Source organism: Dactylosporangium sp. CA-233914 (assembly GCF_050942935.1).
GTDB lineage: Bacteria > Actinomycetota > Actinomycetes > Mycobacteriales > Micromonosporaceae > Dactylosporangium.
In genome coordinates this window covers 1767779-1791508 of record NZ_CP192030.1, presented here as the reverse complement: position 1 = coordinate 1791508, position 23730 = coordinate 1767779, and the positions used below count along the sequence as shown (strand labels likewise).

At 73.2% G+C, this 23730-nt stretch carries 16 protein-coding genes and 1 pseudogene; 5 read left to right on the top strand and 12 right to left on the bottom strand.

Annotation, left to right across the window (positions count from 1 at the left end; genetic code table 11):
• Nucleotides 1-102 precede the first annotated feature (102 nt).
• Complete coding sequence (locus ACQPY0_RS08200; RefSeq protein WP_432986526.1) at nt 103-1992, top strand: penicillin-binding transpeptidase domain-containing protein; 1890 nt, start codon at nt 103-105, stop codon at nt 1990-1992.
• 53 nt (nt 1993-2045) lie between these two features.
• Here the strand turns inward: ACQPY0_RS08200 and ACQPY0_RS08195 are convergent, their stop codons facing one another.
• The 12 genes and pseudogenes from ACQPY0_RS08195 to ACQPY0_RS08140 form a co-directional block, all read right to left on the bottom strand.
• Nucleotides 2046-4058, bottom strand: a complete 2013-nt coding sequence (locus ACQPY0_RS08195; RefSeq protein WP_432986525.1) for an arginase family protein — start codon at nt 4056-4058, stop codon at nt 2046-2048.
• A gap of 11 nt (nt 4059-4069) precedes the next feature.
• Nucleotides 4070-4972 (bottom strand): tetratricopeptide repeat protein, encoded by a 903-nt coding sequence (locus tag ACQPY0_RS08190; protein WP_432986523.1) that lies wholly within the window; start codon nt 4970-4972, stop codon nt 4070-4072.
• 22 nt (nt 4973-4994) lie between these two features.
• Complete coding sequence (locus ACQPY0_RS08185) at nt 4995-5849, bottom strand: ABC transporter ATP-binding protein (RefSeq protein ID WP_432986522.1); 855 nt, start codon at nt 5847-5849, stop codon at nt 4995-4997.
• Between the two features lie 21 nt (nt 5850-5870).
• A complete protein-coding gene (locus ACQPY0_RS08180; RefSeq protein WP_432986520.1) occupies nt 5871-8903 on the bottom strand; it encodes an ABC transporter permease in 3033 nt (1010 codons plus the stop codon).
• 85 nt (nt 8904-8988) lie between these two features.
• Entirely contained in the window at nt 8989-11964 is a 2976-nt protein-coding gene (locus ACQPY0_RS08175) for an FtsX-like permease family protein (protein ID WP_432986518.1), read from the bottom strand.
• A gap of 114 nt (nt 11965-12078) precedes the next feature.
• Nucleotides 12079-13752 (bottom strand): acyl-CoA mutase large subunit family protein, encoded by a 1674-nt coding sequence (locus tag ACQPY0_RS08170; RefSeq protein ID WP_432986516.1) that lies wholly within the window; start codon nt 13750-13752, stop codon nt 12079-12081.
• 112 nt (nt 13753-13864) lie between these two features.
• Nucleotides 13865-14542 (bottom strand): Asp23/Gls24 family envelope stress response protein, encoded by a 678-nt coding sequence (locus ACQPY0_RS08165; RefSeq protein ID WP_432986514.1) that lies wholly within the window; start codon nt 14540-14542, stop codon nt 13865-13867.
• 216 nt (nt 14543-14758) lie between these two features.
• Complete coding sequence (locus tag ACQPY0_RS08160; protein WP_432995071.1) at nt 14759-15412, bottom strand: ATP-binding cassette domain-containing protein; 654 nt, start codon at nt 15410-15412, stop codon at nt 14759-14761.
• On the bottom strand, nt 15409-15621 hold the full coding sequence (locus ACQPY0_RS08155; RefSeq protein WP_432995938.1) for a hypothetical protein: 213 nt from the start codon (nt 15619-15621) through the stop codon (nt 15409-15411). The genes ACQPY0_RS08160 and ACQPY0_RS08155 overlap by 4 nt, the downstream gene beginning before the upstream one ends.
• A gap of 76 nt (nt 15622-15697) precedes the next feature.
• Nucleotides 15698-15862: pseudogene (locus ACQPY0_RS08150) on the bottom strand (ATP-binding cassette domain-containing protein); the annotation flags it as partial.
• A 131-nt stretch (nt 15863-15993) separates the two neighbouring features.
• Nucleotides 15994-16956, bottom strand: a complete 963-nt coding sequence (gene meaB, locus ACQPY0_RS08145; RefSeq protein ID WP_432986512.1) for a methylmalonyl Co-A mutase-associated GTPase MeaB — start codon at nt 16954-16956, stop codon at nt 15994-15996.
• Complete coding sequence (locus tag ACQPY0_RS08140) at nt 16953-18140, bottom strand: acetyl-CoA C-acetyltransferase (protein WP_432986510.1); 1188 nt, start codon at nt 18138-18140, stop codon at nt 16953-16955. Before ACQPY0_RS08140 ends, meaB begins: the two co-directional genes overlap by 4 nt.
• Nucleotides 18141-18212: 72 nt before the next feature.
• On the opposite strand from ACQPY0_RS08140, the gene mce reads away from it, so the two are divergent.
• The 4 genes from mce (at nt 18213) to ACQPY0_RS08120 (ending at nt 23715) form a co-directional block, all read left to right on the top strand.
• The gene (gene mce, locus ACQPY0_RS08135) at nt 18213-18710 is read left to right on the top strand and encodes a methylmalonyl-CoA epimerase (protein WP_432986508.1); all 498 of its coding nucleotides are present in this window, start codon (nt 18213-18215) and stop codon (nt 18708-18710) included.
• 95 nt (nt 18711-18805) lie between these two features.
• Complete coding sequence (gene ccrA / locus ACQPY0_RS08130) at nt 18806-20155, top strand: crotonyl-CoA carboxylase/reductase (RefSeq protein WP_432986506.1); 1350 nt, start codon at nt 18806-18808, stop codon at nt 20153-20155.
• 156 nt (nt 20156-20311) lie between these two features.
• The gene (locus tag ACQPY0_RS08125; protein WP_432986504.1) at nt 20312-21547 is read left to right on the top strand and encodes a cell division protein DivIVA; all 1236 of its coding nucleotides are present in this window, start codon (nt 20312-20314) and stop codon (nt 21545-21547) included.
• A 122-nt stretch (nt 21548-21669) separates the two neighbouring features.
• A complete protein-coding gene (locus tag ACQPY0_RS08120) occupies nt 21670-23715 on the top strand; it encodes a hypothetical protein (RefSeq protein ID WP_432986502.1) in 2046 nt (681 codons plus the stop codon).
• Nucleotides 23716-23730 lie beyond the last annotated feature (15 nt).

Here is a 23730-nt window from a genome sequence, read left to right as displayed (position 1 = left end):
TCGTCGTGTACCCGATCAACCGGCGCTCGGCGTACTGAATTGTCCTACTTATGCGATCTTGGGACGTGCAGATCGTAGCTATCATGGCGCAGAATCGCCCCCATGGCCGTTTCACTGCGTCGCGTCACCGCCCTCGCCGCCGCCCTGGCGCTGCTCGGCACGCTGCCCGCGTGCTCCAGCAAACCGCCGGACGACTCGTTCAAGACCTTCCTCGGAGCGTGGGAGAAGGGCAACATCGCGGGCCTGAAGTTCCTGGGTCCGGACGGTAAAGCCCTGGCCGGCGACGCGGCGCAGAAGCTGTGGACGACCGTCGCGGGTGACCTCGCCGCCACCCCGCCCAAGCTCGCACTCAAGGGCGCCCCGGTGGTCAAGGACGACAGCAGCAGCGCCGTCGTGCACGTCGCGTGGCCGGTCGCGGACTCCACGTGGGAGTACGACACCACGGTCGACGCCAAGCGCGTGGACAAGCAGTGGACGGTGATCTTCGATGCGAAGACCATCAACCCGCAGCTCGAGGCCACCGACAAGCTCGCGATCCGCAAGACCGCCGGATCGCGGGGCAGCATTCTCGACGGCGCCGGCCAGCCGATCGTGAGCAGCAAGCCGGTCGTGATCATCGGCGTCCAGCCGCGCTCGGTCACCGACATCAACATCGTGGTCAGAAATCTGACAGACGCGTTCAAGCAGGCCAACGTCAACGTCGACGTCTCCGGCCTGCCCGATCAGGTGAAGAAGGCCGCACCCGACGCCTTCGTACAGGTAATCACCCTCCGTAAGGAGGTCTTCGACCCGATCGCCAACAAGATCAATTCTACCCCGGGCGTGCTGACCCGGAACTCGACCCAGTCCCTCGCCCCGTCCGCCCAGTTCGCCCGCGCCCTGCTCGGCACCACCGGCGAGGTGACGAAGGAGATCATGGACAAGAACCCCGGCAAGTACAAGGTCGGGGACGTGGTCGGGCTCTCGGGGCTGCAGCAGAAGTACGACTCGGTCCTGCAGGGCTCGCCCGGCGTCAAGGTGGTCGTGGCGATGCCGCAGGGCACGCCGGACAAGCAGCTCTTCGCGACCGACCCCACCGCGGGCACCCAGATCAAGCTGGCCCTCGACGTCAACATGCAGAACGCCGCCGAGCAGGCCCTCGCGGGCGAGCAGCGCCGCTCGGCGCTGGTGGCCATCCGCGTCAGCGACAACTCGATCGTCGCGGTGGCCAACGGCCCCGGCGCGGCCGCCAACAACTTCGCGCTCGTCGGCCAGACCCCGCCCGGCTCGATGCTCAAGACCATCACCGCGCTCGCGGTGCTCAACCAGGGCATGACCGGCGAGGACGTCGTGGCCTGCCCGAAGAACCTCACGGTCGACGGCCGCACGTTCAGGAACTCCCACGACGAGGAGCTGGGCAACGTACCGCTGCGCACCGACTTCTCGAAGTCCTGCAACACCGCGTTCGCCTCACTCGCCCCGAAGATCGCCCCGGACGGGCTGGGCAAGACCGCCCAGTCGCTCGGTATGGGCGTCCCGTGGGACCTCGGCACCGACGTGTTCACCGGCAAGATCTCGGTGAACGGCTCCAAGGCCGAGCAGGCGGCGGCCGCGTTCGGCCAGGGCACCAACCTCGTCTCCCCGGTCATCATGGCGGCCGCGGCGGCAGGGATCGCCCGCGGCCAGTGGAAGCAGCCCCAGCTGGTGCTCGACCCGGCCCCGAAGAGCCCCGCGGCCGACGGCCCGCAGCTGCCCCAGGCCTCGCTGGACGCCCTGCGCCAGATGATGCGCGAGGTGGTCACCGAGGGCACGGCCAGCCAGCTCAAGAACCTCCCGGGCGACCTGCGCGGCAAGACGGGCACGGCGGAGTACGACAACGACCCGGCCCACACCCACTCGTGGTTCATGGGTTACCGCGGCGACATCGCCTTCTGCGTCTTCGTGGAGAACGGCGGCGCCTCGACGGCCGCGGCGGTCCCGATCGCCGGCAAGTTCTTCCAGACCACCGGCTGAGGCCATCAGTCAACGGCCGGGTGCCCCGTCACGGGCGCCCGGCCGTTCGCCTGTCAGCCCGTGGTCTCTTCCTCCTCGACGGGTGTCCGAGCCGCCGGCACCACGTCGGTCAACGGCGACTCGGGCGCGTCCCCGACGGCCCGCCGCGCGGTCTGCGCCGGCACGAACGGCGCCGCTCCCCCGGAGGGCCGCAACCCGCCGGGGCCGATCGAGTCCCGGGGCAGCGAGTCGAGCGACATCGAGGCCGCCCGGCTGTACCGCCCGAGCAACCACTTCGGCCGCTCCCGCTTCCTGTCCGGCTCCTCATCGACAGCTCCGGGCTCTTTCCCCGCAAAGTCCTCGGCGACAAGAGCGACAGAATCCCCCGCCGAATCGCCGACGGACTCATCCACCGAGCCCGCAACCACCGTTACGGATACCCCACCGACCGGCAAGTCTTCCTCCTCTTCCTGAGCCGCCGTAGCCTCCTCGAGCACGGCGCCCCGATCCGCCGCCGCTTCCTCGACGGCCATCTCGTCAGCGACGGTCACCCCCGTCCCGCCTCCCGCGCCGAACGTTTCCGACATTTCCGAAATGCCGGGCGAGGCGAGGAGGAACACCGCAGAAGAAGGTGGCGAGTCGGACATGGTAGGCGAAAGGACCGCAGCCGGCATCGACGGGGCCGGCGGCGCGGAGGAAGTCGGGGGAGAAGGCGACAACTCCCGCACGCCAGGCGGAAGTGCCGCGCCCGGCGTCGAGAAGGCCGGAGCGGACAACATGGCGGGAGAAGGCGACGAATCCGGCACCGCAGACGAGAAAGCCGCATCCGGCACCGACGAGGCCGGAGCGGACAACACGGCGGGAGACGGCGGTGAGGGCGAGAGAATGGCGTCCGGCATCGAGGCGGGAGTGGACGACGTCGCGGGAGAAGGTGGCGCGTCGGGCGTGTGCGGCGGCGGGATCGTGTGCGGGGGCGAGGAGGCGGGGGCGACGGCCGACAAGCGCGGGGCCGGGGCGGGTCCGGCGAGCGGCGGCGGCGCGGGGCTGGCGAGCAGCGGCGGGGCCGGGGCGCGCGGGGTCGCCAGTGGCGGCGCCGAGATCGGTGGGGCCGACACCGGGGCCGCGAAGGGAGGCGCCGAGATGACCGGGTCCGGCGAGGCCGTCGCCAGGGCCGTCGAGGTGATCAGGGGCTCCAGGCCGGCGACGAGGACGTCGACGACCTCGGCCGCGTATTGCCCGTCGGGGTCGTAGTCCGGGTCGAACACCGTGACCTGGGCGCCCAGGCAGCGCGGGTCCGACACCAGGCCGCTGAGCAGGATCTCCAGCTCGCGATAGGCGATCCCGCCCACGTCGGGCGCGTCCACCGCCGGCATCACGGCCGGGTCCAGCACGTCCACGTCGATGTGGACCCAGAAGCCGGCGCAGTCGCGCAGCTGGTCGCGGGCCCACTGGGCCGAGCGCGCGGCCCCGTCGGAGCGCAGCTCCGGCACGGCCCGCGAGACGATCCCCGCAGCCTGCAGGTCAAGGCGATACTCGTCGTGGGTGCGAATGCCGAGCAGGGCCACGTCGACGTCGCGGAAGTAGGGGCGGCGCTGCTCGATCGAGGCCAGGTTCGCCTGCCCGCGGCCGGTCGCCAGGGCCAGGGCCTCGCCGGCCGCGGCGCCGACGTAGGAGGCGTTGCCGTCGTGGCGGAAGTCGGAGTGGCCGTCGACGTAGATCAGCCCGATGCGCCCCCCGGCCTCGTTCTGGTAGCGGCGCATGGCCAGGCCCGCGCCGAGCAGGATCGAGCAGTCGCCGCCGAGGACGAGCGGGAAGTCGCCGCTGCCGAGGATCGAGCCGATGCGGTCGGCCAGGCGGCGGACGAAGACGGCGATCTCGGCGGCCTGGGCGACGCCGTCGCCGGGCTGCCACCCCGCCGGGTCGTATCGCGGCGGGGTGATGCAGCCCGCGTCGCGCGCGCCGAGGCGGGCGAGCAGGTTGTGGTCGCGCAGGGCGCCGGGCGCCTTCGCACAGCCGGGCACCGAGGTCGCGGTCGGTGGCCGTAACCCCAGGTTGCTCGGTGCGTCGACGACGGCGATGCGGCGCACGGTCGGCGCCGTCAGAAGAGCGCGCTCGCCAGTGCCCGGCGGGCCTTGGCGACCGCGGGGTCGTCGGGGCCGGCGACGGTGAAGAGCGAGACGAGGTGCCTGCGCACGGTCTCGCGCTCGTCGCCCGCGGTGCGGCGGACGAGATCGACCAGGCGCGCATACGCCCGGTCGGCCTCCCCGGTCAGCACCTCGACGTCGGCGGCGAGCAGCTGCGCCGGCACGTCGCCGGGGCTCGCCTGGGCCGCGGCGAGCGCGCCGGCCATGTCGATGCCCTCGGTGCGCCGCAGGAGCCCGACCTGCGCCAGGCCGGACTCGGCGACGGCGTCGTTCGGAGTCTCGTCGAGGATCTTGCGGTAGGCGGTCTCGGCCGCGTCGAGGTCACCGTCGGCCATGGCGTCGTCGGCCGCGAGCAGCCGCGGGTCCTCGGGGCGCTCGACCTCCACGCCGGCCGCCTTGAGAACCGCGTCGACCCACTGGCGCAGGTGCGGCTCGGGCAGGGCCTGGTTGAACGCGTCGACGGGCTGCCCGCCGACGATCGCGACCACGAACGGGATGTTCTGGATGCGGAACATCTGCGCGAGGCGCGGGTTGGCCTCGATGTCGACCCGCCCCAGCACCCAGGCGCCCCCGCCCTCGGCGGCCAGGCTCTCCAGCAGCGGGGAGAACTGCTGGTGCGGCGCGCTCATCGCGACGTAGAAGTCGAGCACGACCGGCACCGTCAGCGAACGCTGGATGACGTCCTGCTGGAAGTTTGCCTCCGTGACGTCGATCACGTCGCCGCCGGCGCCGGCGGAGGTCGAGGGGTCGGCGGGCTGGGCGGCCCGTTGCGCGGCGGCCGCGTTGCTGCGGGCCAGGGCGCCGAGGTCCACCGCCCCGCGGGTGAAGATCGACTGTGACTGGCGTGGGTCCGTCATGGCCCTAGTTTTGCACGTGCCCCTAGTGCTCTGCCGCAAGTGACCGCTCGGATCCACCCGCCACCAGTGTGACGGCCCCGTCGATGTGCTCCACGGTGAAGAGCGTGCCGGGCGGGAAGTCCCCCAGGACCTCCGGCGGCAGCTGTACCGTGCCGTCGCCCGCCACCACCGCGAAGTCCTGCCCGTCGCGCCCCTCGGCGCCGACCCGGCCGTCGCGGATGGTCACGGCGCGGCCGAGCCGGGTGCCGACGTCGCTGTCGTGGGTGACCACGACGATGGTCGTGTTGCGCTCCCGGTTGACGGTCTCGAGGGCCTCCAGGACCTCGTCGCGGCCGTGCGTGTCGAGCTGGCTGGTGGGCTCGTCGACGAGCAGCAGGCCGGGGCCGGCCGCGATGCCGACGGCGAGCGCGGCGCGCTGCCGGGCGCCGGGGGCGAGCTCCTCGATGCGGGCGCGGCCGAGGCCGGGCAGGCCGACGAGGTCGAGGATGCGGTCCGGGTCGTCGAGCTTGATGCCCTCGGTGCGCGCCGCCCGGCGCTGGGCCAGCCAGATGTTGCGGTGCAGCGAGGCGTACGGCAGCAGATTGCGCGCCGCCCCCTGCAGCACGACCCCGATCTCGGTGCCGCGCAGGCGGGCGATCTCACCGTCGGAGAGCTTGCCCATGTCGTACGTGCCGATGTTGACCCGGCCGGCCGACGGGCGCATGAGCCCGGCGAGCAGCGCGATGAGCGTCGACTTGCCCGAGCCCGAGGGCCCGACGAGCGCGAGCGTCTCCCCGGGGCCGATCGACAGGTCGACGCCGGCGAGCGCGACGACGTCACCGGCCTCGGCCCGGTAGATGTGCACGACCCGCCGGCAGGCGACCGCCAGTCCGTTCATCGCGTCCCCATCTCGGTAAGGTCAGCGTTTCCGCTGAGTCGTTGCCGCCCGCAGCCGTGCGCCCGCGACGAGCGCCGCCGCGACCAGCAGTACTGAGGCCGCCGCCCAGGCGACGACGACCGGCAGGGGCGACGGCCAGTATGACGCCGTGAAACCCTGGGAGTCGTCGCTGAACACCGGAAAATACTCGCGCACCAGCAGCCAGCTGGCCAGCGCGGCGAACGGCGCGATCACCACCGCGGTGCCGACCAGGACCAGGTAACCGCTGGCGGCGGCGTCCCGGCGGGCCACGCCCTGGGCGCGCAGGGCCCGCAGTTCACCGGCGCGGCGCACCCGGTCCAGGCCCGCGACCAGCCACAGCGTGCCGACGGCGAGCAGGACCGCGAAGGCCCCGGCGAGCTCGTGGAAGCGCAGCGCGACGGCGGGGCCCTGCTTGTCGAGCGCGTCGCGCACCGGGCCGAGCGAGCGCTCGCCGCTGATCGTCAGACCCTGCCGGCGCAGCTGGTCCACGGCGTCGGCGGGGGCGTGCGGCCCGAGGAAGATCTGGGGGTACTCCGCGTCCCCGCCGTCGGCGGCGAGCCGCTCCGCGTACTCCAGGTCGACGAGCCCGCCCCCGTGGCCCAGCCGCGGCACCGTCTCGACCTCGCCGGCGAGGGTCACCGACTGCCGGGACTTGTCGAAGCCGGTCATGTGGTCGCCGAGGCCGGCGCTGCGGGCCACGACCACCGGCAGCGGCGCGGGCACGTCGGTCGGCATGATGCGCACGGCCGTGTCGGCGCCCTTGTAGTTGGAGATCTCCGCCCGCAGCCCGTCGCTCTGCGGGCTCAGCGTCGGCACGAGCAGCTTCGGCCCCGGCGACTCCGGCACCCGCCAGCCGTCGGCGTCGGCGAACGCGGCCTCGTCGACGATCTTCTGCCCGTGCTGGCTGAGGCTGTGCAGGACCAGGTTGACGTCGAAGCCGCGCCCCTCGGGCTGCTCCAGCTCCAGCGCCGCGAGCCGGCACTTGTTCACGCACATCGGCAGGTTGCGCACGTACGTCTTCCGCCCGGTCGTCACCGGCCCGAGGTCGACCCGGCCGAGCCCGGAGCCGTCCTCGGGCATCACGACGGCGACCCAGCGCACGCGGAACGCGTCGACGAGGCTGTCGATGCTGACGTCGAGGGAGATCTCCTTGTTGTCCACCTCGATCATGCCGCGGCCGGTCTCGGGGCGCAGCAGCTCGGCCGCCTTCGCCGCGGTGAGCGTCCGGTCGTCCCACAGCGCGGTGGCGGCCAGGGCCCGGCTGTCCACGGCGAGCATCGGCGGCACCTCGGTGTCCTCGGAGACCGGCAGCATCATGGTGGCCATCGCGAACTTCCCGCCCGGGTCGACCGCGCGGACCTTGGACAGCAGCGAGGAGCGCGCGATCGGGTCGACGGTGAGCACCCGGGGCGCGCCGAGCTGGACGCGGGCGCGGTGGTCGCGGGTCTGGCCCGCCGCCCCGGCCGCGGTCGCGGCGAAGACCAGCAGGCCGATCGCGACGACGAAGAGGGCGAGCACCCGCTGGGTGCCGGGGCGGCGGGACAGCGCGTAGGCGGCCAGCATCGGCCCGATCCGGCCCCGGCGCGAGGCCCGGCGGCCGACCCGCTCGGCGATGGGCAGCACGGCCCGGGCGGCCAGCAGCGCGACGGCGATCACCACGGCGGACGGGGCGACCAGCGCGAAGCCGGTGAGCCCGCCGCCGCCCCGGCGCAGCTGCACGACCGCCACGATGGCGAGCACCACGACGACGACCTCGAAGACCGGAGCGCTCCAGCGCGAGACCCGGCTGGGAACGTTGCGCAGCAGGTCGACGGTGCGTTTGGCCAGCTCCGAGCGTTGGGCGAGCAGAGCGGCCAGCAGCGCCCCGGCCAGCGAGGCAGCCGCCCACCAGTCGAGCCCGGCCGACAGCGGCACCTCCGCCGACGTGCCCAGCAACGCCCACGCGGCGAGGCGCACCACGTAGTGGCCGAGGAAGAAGCCGGCCACCGCGCCGGCCAGGATCGGCAGGATGCTCTCGCCGGCCGCGAGCCACCAGCGGCGCGGGGCCGTGATGCCGCGCAGCGAGAACAGGCCGAGCTCCAGGCGCCGCTCCTGGGTCGCCGCGGCCACGGCGATGAACAGCACGAACCAGCACAGCAGCACGAGCGGGACGGCGGCCACCGGCACGACCTGGGCGACCAGGTCCCGGTCGGCGTTGATCCGCTTGATCAGGTTGGGCAGGCCGGTCTGCACGACCGGGTGCCCGGGCAGCGCCGAGAGCTTGTCCTTGCTGGTCTCCACCTGGGCGTTGATGCCGCTCAGCGACTCCCGGGTGATCGCCGAGTCGTCGACGACCACGTCGAGTGCCTGCCTCTGCGGCCCGTGCTCCAGCGCCTCCAGCGTCAGGCGGCCGGCGAGGGCCGGCTCGGTGGTGAGCCGGTTGTTGACGCGCGGGTTGAAGTAGTCCAGGTCGGACCAGTACTGCTCGGCCTTGTCGAGCGGCTCGTACGAGCCGACGAGGGTGAGCGTGGCCTTCGGCCCGGCCTCGACGTAGTCGCCGTCCACCGAGTCGAACACGGCGAAGCAGGCCTGGAACGTCTCGCCGACGTGCACCCCGAGGTACTGCACCTGCGCCGTGCTGAGAATGACCTCGGTCTCGCTGACGAAGCACCGCCCGGCGGTGATGCGCACGTGGGCGCAGACGTCGTCGCGGTACACGAACCGCGGGGCGATCTTGGGGACCTTCGGGTCCGGCGGGCTGATCATGATGTCGTACTCGGTGCTGAACACGCTCGCGAACCCGCCGCCGGTGAACAGCTGCAACACCTGCTGCTCGAAGTCGTGGTCCTGGGCCGACGGAGACGTGCGCCGGGCCTGCACCACCCGCTCGGTGACCGGCGCGGCGAGCACCTCGCTGCGCACCACGGCGCGGTCGGCGGTGGTGGAGTACACCGGCGCGCTGACGGCCGCGGCCATCGCGAACACGGCCAGCAGGAAGGCGGTGAGGGCCTGCCCCGGCCGGGCCCGCACCATCGACAGGGCCAGCCCGATCATGCCTTCACCTCCGCAAGCTCCGGTGCCGGCATGATCGCCGAACTGCATCCATGGTGAGCGGCCCCGTCGCTTCGCTGCGGACCGCTCACGGCGCGCTCCATCCGTCGGCGAAGTAGGGCAGGACGTCGCCGATGTAGGCGCGGATCAGCGCGGCCAGGATCAGCCCGAGCACCAGCGAGGAGACGGCCAGCACCAGGTACCCCTCGACGCTCACCCGCCCGATCATGCGCGCGGACGCGCCCTGGGTCCGCAGCGCGCCGAGCTCGCGGGCCCGCGGCCGGCGCTCGACAGCGGCGACGACGCTCGCCGCCCCGATCGCCAGCGCCAGCCCGACGATCGCGGACAGCAGCATGAACTGCAGGGTGAGCGGCGGGCCGAACGACGCGTACTTGTCGGCGGTCCCCGCGATCGACTCCTCGCCCAGGATGATGACCCCTTGCGCCTGCAAAGCCCGGACGATGCCCGGCGGGGCGCCGTCGTTGAGCCAGACCTGCAGCGACTCGCCCGCGCCGAAGTCGGCACCGAGCCGGTCGGCGTACTCCAGGTCGAGCAGCACGCCGCGGTCGCCGAGGCGGGGCAGGTAGCGGGCGGTGCCGGCGATCCGCTCGGAGATGGAGACCGAGCCGTAGCTGACCCGCTGGTCGCCGACGAGCCGCGGCTGCATCCGCGTGGCCCGGACGCTGGCCAGCGGGGCCGGGGTGTCCAGCGGGTAGACGCCGGCGTCGCTGGCCCCGCCGGTGCGGATCGGGGCGACGGTGAGGCGCAGGCCGCCGGCGTCGGGCACGACGATGAGGTTGGGCGGGTTGCCGTTGACGCCGAGGCGCCACCTGGTGCGGTCGGAGAGCATCTGCTGGCTCAGCGCCGGGCGTCCGCCGGCGGTGATGCCGTACACCACCAGGTCGACGCCGGGGCGGGCGGCGAAGAAGATCTTCTGCTCCAGGGTGCTCTGCACAATCTGCAGCGAGCTCAGCCGGCAGCCGGGGGCGGCCGCGCAGGCCGGGATCTGGGCCTTGAGCACCTGCCGGCCCTCGGCGAGCGGCCCGAGCCGCGCGGCGATGCGGGCGCCCTTGGCGTCGGCGAGCACGACGTCGAGGAACACCACCCGGCCCGGGTCGACGACCGAGTAGTGGTTGGTGAGCTCGACGGCCAGGTCGCCGCCGGTGACCGTGACCGGCTCGGGCGCGGCCGGGTGCAGCAGGTCCGCGGTCCGGGCGGCGCTCAGCCCGTACTCCGGCCGCCACTTCGCCACCTTCGCCAGGCGCGGGCTGTCGACGAGCAGGATCCGGTCCGAGCCCGACCGTGTCGACTCGACCGCCGCCATCGCGTGCTGCCCGAGCGGGTCGGCCGCGCGCACCGCGTTGAGCAGCGCGAGCCGGTTCTCGGCCCGCACGCTCAGCACCCGGTCGGCGCCGACCTCGAGCTGGGCCCGCGTCTGGCCCTCGCCGCGTCCGTCGCTCCAGGTGAGCGCCGAGGTGCACAGCAGCGCCACCGTCGCGATCATGAGCGCGGCCAGCCGGTGCACGCCCGGGCGGCGGGCCAGGTAGATCGCGGTGAGCGCGCGGGCGGGGCGGCCGTGGCGCAGCGCGTCCTCGACCATCCGGGCCGCGGTGAACGTGATGACCCGCGCGGCGACCAGCGCGAAGGCGAGCGCGGCGAGGCCGGGCGCGAGCAGCGCGAGGCCCGCGGCATCGCCCGAGGCGCGGTGCTTGACCTGGTAGACGGCGACGACCGCGAGCGCGACGAGCAGCAGGTCGAACAGGTCGCGCCAGACCCGGCTGCGGGCCGAGGCCTGGCGCAGCAGCTCGGAGACGCTGGAGCCGAGCGCGCGCCGCTCGGCCAGCAGCGCGGCGAGCAGCGCGCCGAGCACGGCCAGGGCGACCGCGCCCACCGACAGCCCCGCGGCCTGCGCGTTGACGTCCGCGTCGTGGATAACCCCGGTGACGGCCGTCGCCGCGACGTAGCCGATCGGCAGGCCCAGCAGCGCGCCGGCCAGCATCGGCAGCGCGCTCTGCCCGCCGACCAGGGCCCAGGTCCGCGCGCGGGTGGCGCCGCGCAGCTTCACCAGGCCGATGTCGGGACGCCGCTCCTCGCCGGTGTACTTCACCGCGAGGTACAGCGCGAACCAGCACAGCACGAGCAGCTGGAAGGCGCCGACGGGTACGCCCAGCGACACCAGCCGCCGGTCCCGCTGCACCTTGTCGATGGTCGCCTGCAGTTGCGTGTTGAGCGTCAGCCGGTTGTTGCGGGCGTCGACGGTCGCCGCGGCGATCCGGTCCCGCACCTCCTCCGGCGCGTTGTCGACCAGCAGCCGCGGCTGCGCGACCATGTCGACGATCGTGCGCAGCGAGATCCCCGCCGGCAGCCCCTTGTCGAACAGCGCCGGCGCGGCGAGCAGCGCGTCGTCGACCGGCTCGGTGATCTCCGGCGCGGCGCTGGTCGGCAGCGCCTTGGCGACCAGGTCCTCGTTGCTGCTCCAGTACGGCGCGGCGGGGTCGTCGGGGCGGTAGACGCCGACGACCTTGAGCTGCAGCGGGTGCGGCAGCCCGGACGCGGCGTACGTCATCGTGTCGCCGGCCTTGACCCGCAGCCAGCGGGCGGTGCGGTAGCTGACCGCCACCTCGTCCGGGCCGCTGGGGCAGCCGCCCTCGAAGGTGGCGTGGTCGCAGGCGTCGGTGCGCAGGGCCAGCTGGGAGTCGGTGCTGCGCGCGCCGGCGGCGCCGCCCGCCGACTGGCCGCTGCCGGTGCTCGCCTGGCCGGGCAGGAACGCCTCGGTGTAGGTGACGAAGCCGCCCGACATCCCGACGATCCGCTGGCTCTGCTCGGCCCGGGCCGCGAGGTGCGCCTCGACCGAGCCGCCCTCGACGGGACCCTCGCCGATCGTCTCCAGGGCGCGCTCCTGGATCGCGGCGCTCTGCACGTGCCGGGTGGCGATCCGCTCCGTCGAGGCCAGCACGTACCAGGGCGCGGCCGCGGCGGCGGCTGCGGCAAGGGTGCTGAGCAGCACCAGCGTCAGCGCCTGGGCGCGCCGGGCCCGCAACGCCGCGAGCACGAGTGCCAGCAAGGCCCCTCCCCCGTGGTCAGGTCATCGTAGGAAGACCAGCGGGGGAAGGTGACCGGTTGCGCCGTTGCGTTACGGTTCGATAACGTTCGATAACGCCCGTACGGTTAGCCGCCCTCAGAACCGGGCCGGTTCGCGGTAGATGCCCCACTCGCCCTTGAGCGCGCCGCAGATCTCGCCGAGGGTCGCCTCCGCGCGGGCGGCGTCGAGCATCGACGGGATCATGTTGTCCCCGCCGCGGGCCGCCGCGATCATCCGCTCCAGCCGCTCCTTGACCGCAGTGTTGTCCCGCCCGGCCCGCCGCGCCGTGAGCAGCTTGTTCTGCTCCCGCTCGACCTCGTGCGACACGCGCAGGATGTCCAGGTCGCGGGTGAGCGAGCCGGTGTGCACGTTGACCCCGACGACGCGCTTGTCGCCCTTCTCCACCGCCTGCTGGTAGACGAACGCGCTGTCGGCGAGTTCGGAGGAGAACCAGCCGTCCTCGATCCCGCGCAGGATGCCGCTGGTGATCGTGCCGTCGCCGCCCATGTCCCGGATGCGCTGGAAGATCGCCTCGGCCTGCTCCTCGATCTTGTCGGTGAGCGCCTCGACGTACCACGAACCGCCGAGCGGGTCGGCGACGTTGGCGATGCCGGTCTCCTCCATGAGCACCTGCTGGGTACGCAGGGCGATCTCGGCCGCCTCGTCGCTCGGCAGGGCCAGGGTCTCGTCCAGCGCGTTGGTGTGCAGGGAGTTCGTGCCGCCCAGCACGGCGCAGAGCGCCTCGACGGCGGTGCGCACGACGTTGTTGTACGGCTGCTGCGCCGTCAGCGACACTCCCGCGGTCTGCGTGTGGAAGCGCAGCCAGAGCGCCTTGTCGCTGGTCGCCCCGTAGACCTCGCGCAGCCAGCGGGCCCAGATGCGCCGGGCGGCACGGAACTTGGCGATCTCCTCGAAGAAGTCGATGTGCGCGTCGAAGAAGAAGCTCAGCCCGGGCGCGAACGCGTTGACGTCCAGCCCGCGCGACTGCCCGAGCTCGACGTAGCCGAAGCCGTCGGCGAGGGTGAACGCGAGCTCCTGCGCGGCGGTCGCCCCGGCCTCGCGGATGTGGTAGCCGGACACCGACAGCGGCTTGTAGCGCGGGATGCTCCGGTTCGTGTACTCCATGAGGTCGCCGATGAGCCGCAGGTGGGGCTCGGGCGGGAAGAGCCACTCCTTCTGGGCGATGTACTCCTTGAAGATGTCCGTCTGTAGCGTGCCGTCGAGCTTCGACAGCTCGGCGCCCTGCCGCTCGGCCGCGACGAGGTACATGCAGAAGACCGGCACCGCGGGACCGGAGATGGTCATGCTCGTCGTCACGTCGGCCAGCGGGATGCCGTCGAAGAGCACGTCCATGTCGGCGGCGGAGTCGATCGCGACCCCGCAGTGCCCGACCTCGCCGAGCGACTGCGGGTCGTCGGAGTCGCGGCCCATCAGCGTCGGCATGTCGAAGGCGACCGACAGGCCGCCCCCGCCCGCGCCGAGCAGCATCTTGTAGCGCGCGTTGGTCTGCCGCGCGTTGCCGAACCCGGAGAACTGGCGGATGGTCCACGTGCGGCCGCGGTAGCCGGTCGGGTGCAGGCCGCGGGTGTACGGATACTCACCCGGCCAGCCGATACGCTCGAAGCCGGGCACGTCGGCGCCCTCGGGCGGGCCGTAGACGGGCTCGACCGCCGTGCCGGAGAGCGTGGTGAAGTCGGCGTCGCGCAGGCGGGCCTCGTCGTAGCGGCGCTGCCAGCGGGCGCGCCCATCGGCGATGTCTCGGGCGTCCATGGGTGTCGGCGCTCCTCGGATGCGGCGGATGGTCCGTACCCTCGATGCTAACCGTCACCTGAACGATCGCTAAGCCCGCGCCGCGAACCCGCGGCGCGGGCGCGACCGGACCTTACTCGGCGGCCTTGGGCGCCCGGTCCTTGTCCTCGACGTGCACGTCGTCCACGACGATGTCCACCGCGGTCACCTCGAGGCCGAGCAGGTTCTCCACCGAGCCGATGACCTGGGTGCGGACCTTCTCCGCCACCGAGTACACGACGTAGCCGTACTCGATCACGAGGGTGACCCGGACGGTGGCGTTGCGGCCCTCCAGGCGCACCGAGACGCCCCGGTTGCCGGTCTCGCGCTCGTCGTCGCCGAGCCCGATGCGGTCGCGGACCGCGGCGAACACCCGGGCGACGTCGCCGCCCAGGTCGTACACTCCCTCGACCTGGCGCGCGGCGATGCCGGCGATCTTCTCGACCACCTCGTCGGCGATCGTCGTCGTGCCCCGATCGGCGGGCAGCTCCGCGTTGTTGCGCAGTCGTTCGACGACCTGCGACGCGACCCGCCCGGACGCCGCGGCGGTGTTGGTCGCGAACTCCCCGACCTTGTCCGCCGCCCCGGCCGCGAACGTGGTCACCTTCTCGGCCGCCTCGTCGAACCGCGACTGCTCCTGCGCGGGCGCGCCCGCCTGCGCCGGAACCGGCACCGCGGCCGAGGCCGGCTCGACCGTGGCCAGCGCGTCGCCGGTCAGGTCCGGGTCGTCGATGTCGGTACGCGCGGGAAAGCCCGCGGTGGTCTCGCTCATGTCGCTACTCCCCATCGTCCCCAGGTCTCAAAACGAGGCGAGCGTACTCGCGCGGGGCCGCCCCCGGGAGTCGGCTTTAAGCACCGGGGGCGTTGCGGTGCCCGGCGGTCTCCCGCGGCGGCGAGCCGGCCGGCCACGGGCAGCGCGACCAGAGAAAAACACGGCCGGGGCGTCGGCATGAGGGCGACGTCCCGGCCGTACCGGACACGAAGCGCGTCAGCCGCGGACCAGCTGTGCCGCGCCGTCGGACAGGTGCAGCTCGCGGTCGCAGGCCGCGGCCGCCTCCGGGTCGTGCGTGGCGAAGACCACCGCCGCGCCGCGGCGGGCCTCCTCCTGCAGCAGCTCCATGACCTTCTGCCGGTTCGTGGCGTCCAGCTCGCTGGTCACCTCGTCGGCCAGGACCACGGCGCCGTGCAGGGCCAGCCCGCGCGCGATCGCCGTGCGCTGCTGCTGGCCGCCCGACAGCTCCTCCACCAGCTGGTCGGCCTGCCCGGCAAGCCCGAGGCGTTCCAGCGAGGACACCGTCGCGCGCCGGGCGTCGGCCGGGGCGGCGCCGCCGGCGATCATGGCGACCTGGATGTTCTCCTGGGCGGTCAGGATCGCGGCGAGGCCGTTGTCCTGCGGGATGAGCACGACCCGCTCGGCGACGGCGTGGTCGCGGTCCCGCAGCGGGGTCTCGTCGACCGAGACGCTGCCCACGGCCGGGCGCAGCAGGCCGGCCATCGCCCACAGCAGCGTCGTCTTGCCCGCCCCGGAGGGGCCGGTCACAGCCAGGATCTGGCCCGGGGACACCACTACGGACACATCGCGCAGGACGGGGCGGTCCCGCTCGTACGCGACCGTCACCCCGTCGACCGTCAGCGTCTTCACTGCACACCCTCCACATCGGCTCGAGCAGGCACGAGCAGCGCCGTGCCGCCGGGCTGGGGCGCGACGCCCACGAGGGTCCCCGGCGGCAGCAGGCGCAGCACGTCCTGCGGCAGGTGCACCGTACCGTCGCGCCCGGCCACCGCGTAGTCCTCGCCGCGCCGCCCCTGCGCGCCGACCCGGCCGTCGCGGATGGTGACCGCCCGGCCCATGCGCCGCCCCCACGTCCGGGTCGTGGGTCACGACCACGACGGTCGTGCCCGCCCGGCGGACCGCGCCGAGGGCCGTGAGCACCTCGTCGCGCGCCCGGGTGTCGAGCTGGCTGGTCGGCTCGTCCGCGAGCAGCAGGCCCGGCCGTCCGGCCAGCCCCACGGCGAGCGCCAACCGCTGGCGCTCACCAGGAGAGAGTCGCTGCGGGCGCTGCCGGTTGCGTCCGCGGCCCGTGAGGCCCACCGCCGCGAGCACCTCGCGCGGGAGGGGCAGGTCGCGGCGGACAGGCCGTCCGTGCGACGGTGCTGGATGCCGCGCAGCATGACGGTCCAGGCCGTCACGTGAGCCCCCAGCGGTGATTTGACGCGCGGACACTAACCGAGCTGCGCGAGCAGGGCATCCGCCGCCGCATAGGGGTCGATGCGCCCGGCCATGACGTCGCGGGCCAGGTCGGACAGGGCGGTGCCGCTGCGCAGGTCCTGCATCCGCGCGCGCAGGGCGCCCAGCGCGATCGCCTCGACCTCGGCCTCGGCCCGGCGGGCGCGGCGGGCCTGCAGCTCGCCCGAGCCGAGCAGGTGCGCGCGGTGCGCCTCGAGCGCCTCGACCAGTTCGTCGATGCCCTCACCGCGGGCGGCGACGCAGCGCACCACGCGCGGGCGCCACTGCCCCGGGGCCCGCTCGCCGAGGCCGATCATGCCCTGGATGTCGCGGTACGTCGTGTCCGCGCCGTCGCGGTCGGCCTTGTTCACCACGAAGACGTCGGCGATCTCCAGCACGCCCGCCTTGGCCGCCTGGACGGCGTCGCCCATGCCGGGTGCGAGCAGCACCACGGTGGTGTCGGCGAGCCCGGCGATCTCCACCTCGGCCTGGCCGACGCCGACGGTCTCGATCACGACCGGGTCGCAGCCGGCGCCCTCCAGCACGCGGGCGGCCTGGGGGGTGGCCGCCGACAGCCCGCCGAGGTGGCCGCGGCTGGACATGGAGCGGATGTACACGCCCGGGTCGGTCGCGTGGTCCTGCATGCGCACCCGGTCGCCGAGGATGGCGCCGCCGGTGAACGGGCTGGACGGGTCGACGGCGAGCACGCCGACGCGCCGGTCCGCCTTGCGGAAGGCGCGGACCAGCTCGTTGGTGGTCGTGGACTTGCCCACGCCCGGGGAGCCGGTGAGGCCGATGACGGCAGCCTCACCGGTGTGCGGCGCGAGGGCGGCGGCGATGCGCGCAAGCGCCTCGTCGCCGTCCTCCACCAGGCTGATCAGCCGCGCCACGGCCCGCGGGTCGCCCTCGCGGGCGGCGTCCACGAGCGCGGGCACGTCGCGGGAGCGGCGGAGCGTCACCGCTTGGGCACGCGCAGCAGCAGTGCGTCGCCCTGGCCGCCGCCGCCGCACAGGGCCGCCGCGCCGAGGCCGCCGCCGCGGCGGCGCAGCTCCAGGGCGAGGGTGAGGGCCAGCCGGGCGCCGCTCATGCCGATCGGGTGACCCAGGGCGATCGCGCCGCCGTTGACGTTGACGATCGCCGGGTCGATGCCGAGGTCGGCGGTGGACTGCACGCCGACCGCGGCGAAGGCCTCGTTGATCTCGACCAGGTCGAGGTCGTCGGTGGTGAGCCCGGCCTTGCCCAGGGCGTGCCTGATGGCGTTGGAGGGCTGGCTGGTCAGCGAGTTGTCCGGGCCGGCCACGTTGCCGTGGGCGCCGATCTCGGCCAGCCACTCAAGGCCCAGCTCCTCGGCCTTGGCCTTGCTCATGACCACCACGGCGCAGGCACCGTCGGAGATCGGCGAGGCGGTGGCGGCGGTGATCGTGCCGTCCTTGGTGAACGCGGGGCGCAGCTTGCCCAGGCTCTCCACGGTCGTCTCGGGCCGGATCTGCTCGTCGTCGGTCACCACCAGCGGCTCACCCTTACGCTGCGGGATCTCGACAGGAACGATCTCCTCCGCGAAATGGCCGTTCTTCTGCGCGGCGGCGGCCTTCTGGTGACTGGCCGCGCCGAACGCGTCCTGCACCTCGCGGGTGATGCCGAGGCGGACGACGTGCCGGTCGGTCGACTCGCCCATCGACACCTGGTCGTAGGCGTCGGTGAGGCCGTCCTGGGCCATGTGGTCCTTGATCACGACGTCGCCGTACTTGTACCCCTGCCGCTGCCCGATGAGCAGGTGCGGCGCGTTGGTCATGGACTCCATGCCCCCGGCCACGACGATGTCGAACTCGCCGGCCCGGATGAGCTGGTCGGCCAGCGCGATCGCGTCGAGGCCGGAGAGGCAGACCTTGTTGATCGTCAGCGCGGGGACGCTCATCGGGACGCCCGCACCCACGGCGGCCTGGCGGGCCGGCATCTGCCCGGCGCCGGCCTGCAGAACCTGCCCCATGATCACGTACTGCACCTGCTCCGGCGCCACGCCGGAGCGCTCGAGCGCGGCGCGGATGGCGATCTCACCCAGCTTGGTGGCCGGAAAGTCCTTGAGCGCGCCGAGCAGGCGCCCCATCGGCGTGCGGGCGCCGTTGACGATCACCGACTGAGTCATCCAGAGGCCTCCGAGAGAAGGTTCACATCGCATCTTCGCGACCTGAACGTTGAGTAAGTTCAGACTATCGCCATGGAGACTTCGACTCAGAAGTTGGATATATCACCCATCGGCATCCAGCGGATCGATCACGTCGGCATCGCCGTCGCCGACCTCGACGAGGCGATCGAGTTCTACGCGCGGGTGTTCGGCATGCGCTGTGTGCACGAGGAGGTCAACGAGGAGCAGGGCGTACGCGAGGCCATGCTGTCGGTCGGCCCGACCCCGCAGGGCGGGTGCCTGCAGCTGCTCGCGCCGCTCTCACCCGCCTCGACGATCGCCAAGTTCCTCGACCGCAGCGGCCCGGGCATGCAGCAGCTGGCCTACACGGTGACCGACGTCGACGCCGCGTGCGCCGCGCTGCGCGAGCGCGGGGTCCGGCTGCTGTACGAGGAGCCGCGCCGCGGCACCGCGGATTCCCGCATCAACTTCGTGCACCCCAAGGACGCCGGCGGCGTGCTGGTTGAGCTGGTCGAACCGGCCAGTGCAAATTCCCACAGCGAGGTTCCCGAGCAAACTACTGGGCAGTAACGTCCGGCCCGGGGGATCGAGATGTGTTGCCGATCCCCATGGTCGCCCGCCCCGCCGCGCGGCGATCCTCTTCCCGGACGTTAGGAGCGCCAGCCGTGGAGCACATCCTCGACGCGATCATGCAGGCCGAAGGGGCGGCCGACCCCGCGGCACATCTGCGCGCGGTCGCCGCCCTGCCGATCCCGGACAGCTACACCGGCGTGGTCGTGCGCTCCGACGAGGAGCGCATGTTCGACGGGCTCGACACACGCGAGAAGGACCCTCGCAAGTCCCTGCACGTGCAGGAGGTCCCCACCCCCGAGGTCGGGCCCGGCGAGGCACTCATCGCGGTCATGGGCAGCGCGGTCAACTACAACACCGTGTGGACCTCGATCTTCGAGCCGGTCTCGACGTTCGGGTTCCTGAAGCGGTACGGCCGGCGCGACTCCCTGAGCCGGCGCCATGACCGCCCGTATCACGTCGTCGGCAGCGATGCGGCGGGTGTCGTACTGCGGGTGGGTCCCGGGGTGAGCAAGTGGCAGCCCGGCGACGAGATCGTGGCCCACTGCCTCAGCGTCGAACTGGAGGACGCGGCCGGCCACGACGACACGATGCTCGACCCGCAGCAGCGGATCTGGGGCTTCGAGACCAACTACGGCGGGCTGGCGCAGCTCGCCCTGGTCAAGGCCAACCAGCTCATGCCCAAGCCGGCACACCTGTCGTGGGAGGAGGCGGCCTGCCCGGGGCTGGTCAACTCGACCGCCTACCGGCAGCTGGTCTCCCATCACGGTGCGCAGATGAAGCAGGGTGACACCGTACTGATCTGGGGCGCCTCGGGCGGCCTGGGCTCCTACGCGGTGCAGTTCGCGCTCAACGGCGGGGCGACCCCGATCTGCGTCGTGTCCAGCCCGCAGAAGGCGCAGCTGTGCCGAGCGATGGGTGCCGAGCTGGTGATCGACCGGTCCGAGTACTCCTTCTGGAAGGACGAGCAGACCCAGGACACCGCCGAGTGGAAGCGCTTCGGCGCCCATATCCGGCAGCTCACCGGCGGCGACGACCCGGACATCGTCTTCGAGCACCCCGGACGGGAGACGTTCGGCGTCAGCGTGTTCGTCGCCAAGCGGGGCGGGACGATCGTCACGTGCGCCTCGACGTCGGGGTTCATGCATCAGTACGACAACCGGTATCTCTGGATGAACCTCAAGCGCATCATCGGCAGCCACTTCGCGAACTACCGCGAGGCGTGGGAGGCCAACCGGTTGATCACGCGGGGGCGCATCCATCCGACGCTCTCGCGCTCGTACCCGCTGGCGCAGACCGGGCAGGCGGCGTACGACGTGCACCGCAATCTTCACCAGGGCAAGGTCGGCGTCCTGTGCCTCGCCCCGCACGAGGGGCTGGGCGTGCGCGACCCCGAGCTGCGGGCCCGGCACGAGTCAGCGATCAACCGTTTTCGTGATCGTTGAGCGCTCTACTTGCCGTTTTGCTGATCGCCCGACACGCCCATAAGGCCTGTCAAAACGTGGCGTGTCCTGGCCTGGGCAAGTTGACCATGCAGGCTGTGCGGAAGATGGCCGTTCCACCCTTGCGAACTCCCCCGGGTGGTCTGCAAGTATGTGCCAATGGCCCAGCAGCAGTCCTCGGTTGACTTCTTCCAGCACGGCTCTGATCACGAAGAGCTGAGTGTCGTCCTGCGCGGTTACGACCGTCAGCAGGTCGACAGCAAGCTGCAGCGCCTCAACGCGCAGCTGCAGCAGGCCAGTCAGGCCCGCGAAGAGGCCGAGGGCCGACTCGCCGAGGCCCAGCGGCGGGTCCGCCAGGCCGAGCAGCGCCTCGGCACGATGGAGCAGAAGCTCAGCGACACCAACAAGCAGCTGGAGGAGAACAACCGGCCCACGCTGTCCGGCCTGGGCACGCGGGTCGAGCAGATCCTGCGCCTGGCCGAGGAGCAGGCCAACGATCACCGGGGCGAGGCCAAGCGCGAATCCGAGGGCATCATCTCCGCGGCCCGGCTGGAGGCCCGCGAGATCACGGACAAGGCCCGCGCCGAGTCCGCCGCGATGAAGGCGACCGCGGAGCGCGAGGCGGGCAACCTGCGCACCGCCGCCGAGCGGGAGGCCGCCGAGGTCCGGGTGCAGGCCCGGCGCGAGGCCGACACGCTGCGGGCCGACGCCGAGCGCGAGACCAAGCAGCTGCGCACCGCCACCGCCCACGAGGTCGCCGAGCTCAAGGCGACCGTCGAGCGGGAGGTGGCGACGCTGCGGGCCACCGCCGAGCGCGAGATCACCCAGCTGCGCGCCAAGGCCGCCCGCGAGGCGGAGGAGAAGCGCGCCGAGGCGACCAAGCTGCTGACCGACGCCCGCGACAAGCGTGACAAGGACCTGCAGTCCCTGGCGCTGGAGATCGCCGAACGGCAGGAGAAGGCCGAGCGCGAGGAGTCCGCGCGCCACGCCTCCGCCGTCGCCGCCACCCAGAAGCTGGTCACCGAGGCCGAGGGGCGCGCCCGGGCCGCGGAGGACCGGGCCAAGGAGATCGAGCAGCGCGCCGAGACGCGCCGGGTCGAGTCCGAGCGGGCTGCCGCCGAGACGGTTGACAAGGCCAAGAACCTCGCCGACAAGACCGTCAACGAGGCCCGCGCCGAGGCGCACCGCCTGCTCAGCGAGGCCCGCTCCGAGGCCGAGGACACCACGCAGCGCGCCCGCCGCGAGGTCGAGGACCTCACCCGCCAGAAGGACGCCGTCACCTCCCAGCTCGGCCAGATGCTCTCGGGCCTGGCCGGCATCATGCCGAACGTGGGGACGGGCGGCGGCGACGCCAAGAAGGGCAAGTCGGGCGATGGCGAGAAGGTGTCAGCCTGAGGGGTAGAGGACACGGTGATCGTGCCGTTTCCTGAATCATTCGCGGGGAGTTCGATCGCACGTCCCGTCACGCGCAGTGTGTAATTGCGCGTGGCGGGACGTTGCGTGTGAGGATGGGTGTTATGTCAGACGGCGGGGACCTCTTCAACTCGGGCACGGGCGTGTCATCGGAGCCGGACTTCGAGACGGCGATCCGCGGATACCGGCGCGATCAGGTCGACAAGTACTGGACGCAGTCCGAGAACGAGATCGCCGCGCTGAAGCTGGAGAACGAGGATCTCTGGGGCCAGATCCAGGGGCTCGCCTCCCAGGTCCAGGACCTGCAGATGGAGCTCGCCGAGCTGCGCCGCCACGCCCCCGGCCGCGGCGAGGTGCTCTCGTTCCGCCACCTCGGCCCCCGCGTCGAGCAGATCCTCGGCCTCGCCGAGGATCAGGCCGCCGACATCCGCGCCAGCGCGGTGCAGGAGATCGCCGGCCTGCGCGCCGAGGCCGAGCGCCTCCTCGCCGACGCCCGCAACCGCGCCGCCAAGGCCAACGAGGACTTCGAGCTCGCCCTGGCCGCCCGCCGCGCCGAGGAGGAGCGCTTGGTCGCCCAGCGCCGCTCCGCCCTGGACGGCGAGGCCCGCGCCATCGAGGAGCGCGCCGCCCGCGCCCGCGACGAGGCCGAACGGCTCGTCGCCGCCGCCCAGGCCGAGGCCCAGCGCATCGCCCAGGTCACCACCGCCCAGCTCGAGCAGGCCCGCGCCGAGGCCGACCAGCACGCCCACCAGGTCCGCACCGCCGCCGACCAGCACGCCGCCGCCGTCAAGGCCGAGGCCGACCAGCACGCCCACGCCGTGCGCGCCGCCGCCGAGCAGGAGACCGCCGGCGCCAAGTCCCACGCCGCCGCGATCGTAGCCCAGGCCCAGGAGCAGGCGGCCGCGGTCACCGCCCAGGCCAAGCACGAGGCCGACACCCTCACCGCCCAGTCCCAGCAGACCGCCGCCGCGGTCACCACCCAGGCCGAACAGACCGCCGCCGCGGTCACCGCCCAGGCCAAGCACGAGGCCGACACCCTCACCGCCCAGTCCCAGCAGACCGCCGCCGCAGTCACCACCCAGGCCGAACAGACCGCCGCCGCAGTCACCGCGCAGGCCGAACAGACCGCCGCCTCGGTCACCGCCAAGGCCGAGCAGACCGCCGCCGCAGTCACCGCCAAGGCCCAGGCGGCCGCCGAGGCGGTAGCCGCCCAGGCCCAGGAGCACGCCGCCACGGTCGCCACCCAGGCGAAGGAGGCCGCCGACGCCCTGGCCGCCCAGGCCCAGGCCGCCGCGACGGAGGCCGCCGAGCAGGCAAGGCTGAAGCTCGCGGCCGACACCGACGCGGCCAAGCAGGCGGCGGAGACCGAGGTCGCCGCCCACCGCGAGACCCTGGAGCAGGAGCTGCGCGACCTGCGCGCGGCCCACGAGTCCGAACTGGCCGAGCAGCGCGCCACGGCGGCCACGGAGGCCGAGTCCCTGCGCACCACCGCCGCAGCCGAAGCCGGCTCCCTCCGCACCACGGCCGCGACCGAGATCGAGTCCCTGCGCACCACCGCCGCTGCCGAGGCGGAGTCCCTGCGCGCCGCCGCGGCGACTGATGCCGACCAGGTGCGCGCCGCCGCCTCCACCCACGCCGACGAGGTGCGCGCCGCCGCGGCGACCGAGGCCGACCAGGTCCGTGCCGCCGCCTCCGCCCACGCCGAGGACGTGCGGGCGAAGGCCGCCACCGAAGCCGACTCCTCCGCACCGCCGCCGCGGCCGAGGCGGAGTCCCTGCGCGCCGCCGCGGCGACCGACGCCGACCAGGTGCGCGCCGCCGCCTCCACCCACGCCGAGGACGTGCGGGCGAAGGCCGCCACCGAGGCCGAGTCCCTCCGCGCCGCCGCGACAGCCGAAGCCAACGAGGCCTTGGCCACCGCCGAGGCCGCCCGCACCACCGCCGAGACCGCCCGAGCCGCCGCAGAGGCCGAGACCGCCGAGATCCGCGCCGCGGCCGACACCGAGGCCGAGTCGTACAAGGCCCGCATCGCCGCCCTGGAGTCGGAGGCCGACTCCCTCCGCGCGGCGGCGGCCGAGGCCGAGACCCTGCGCGCGACCGCCGCCGAGGCTGACTCCCTGCGCGCCACCGCCGCAGAGGCCGAAACCCTGAAGGCCCGGGTAGCGA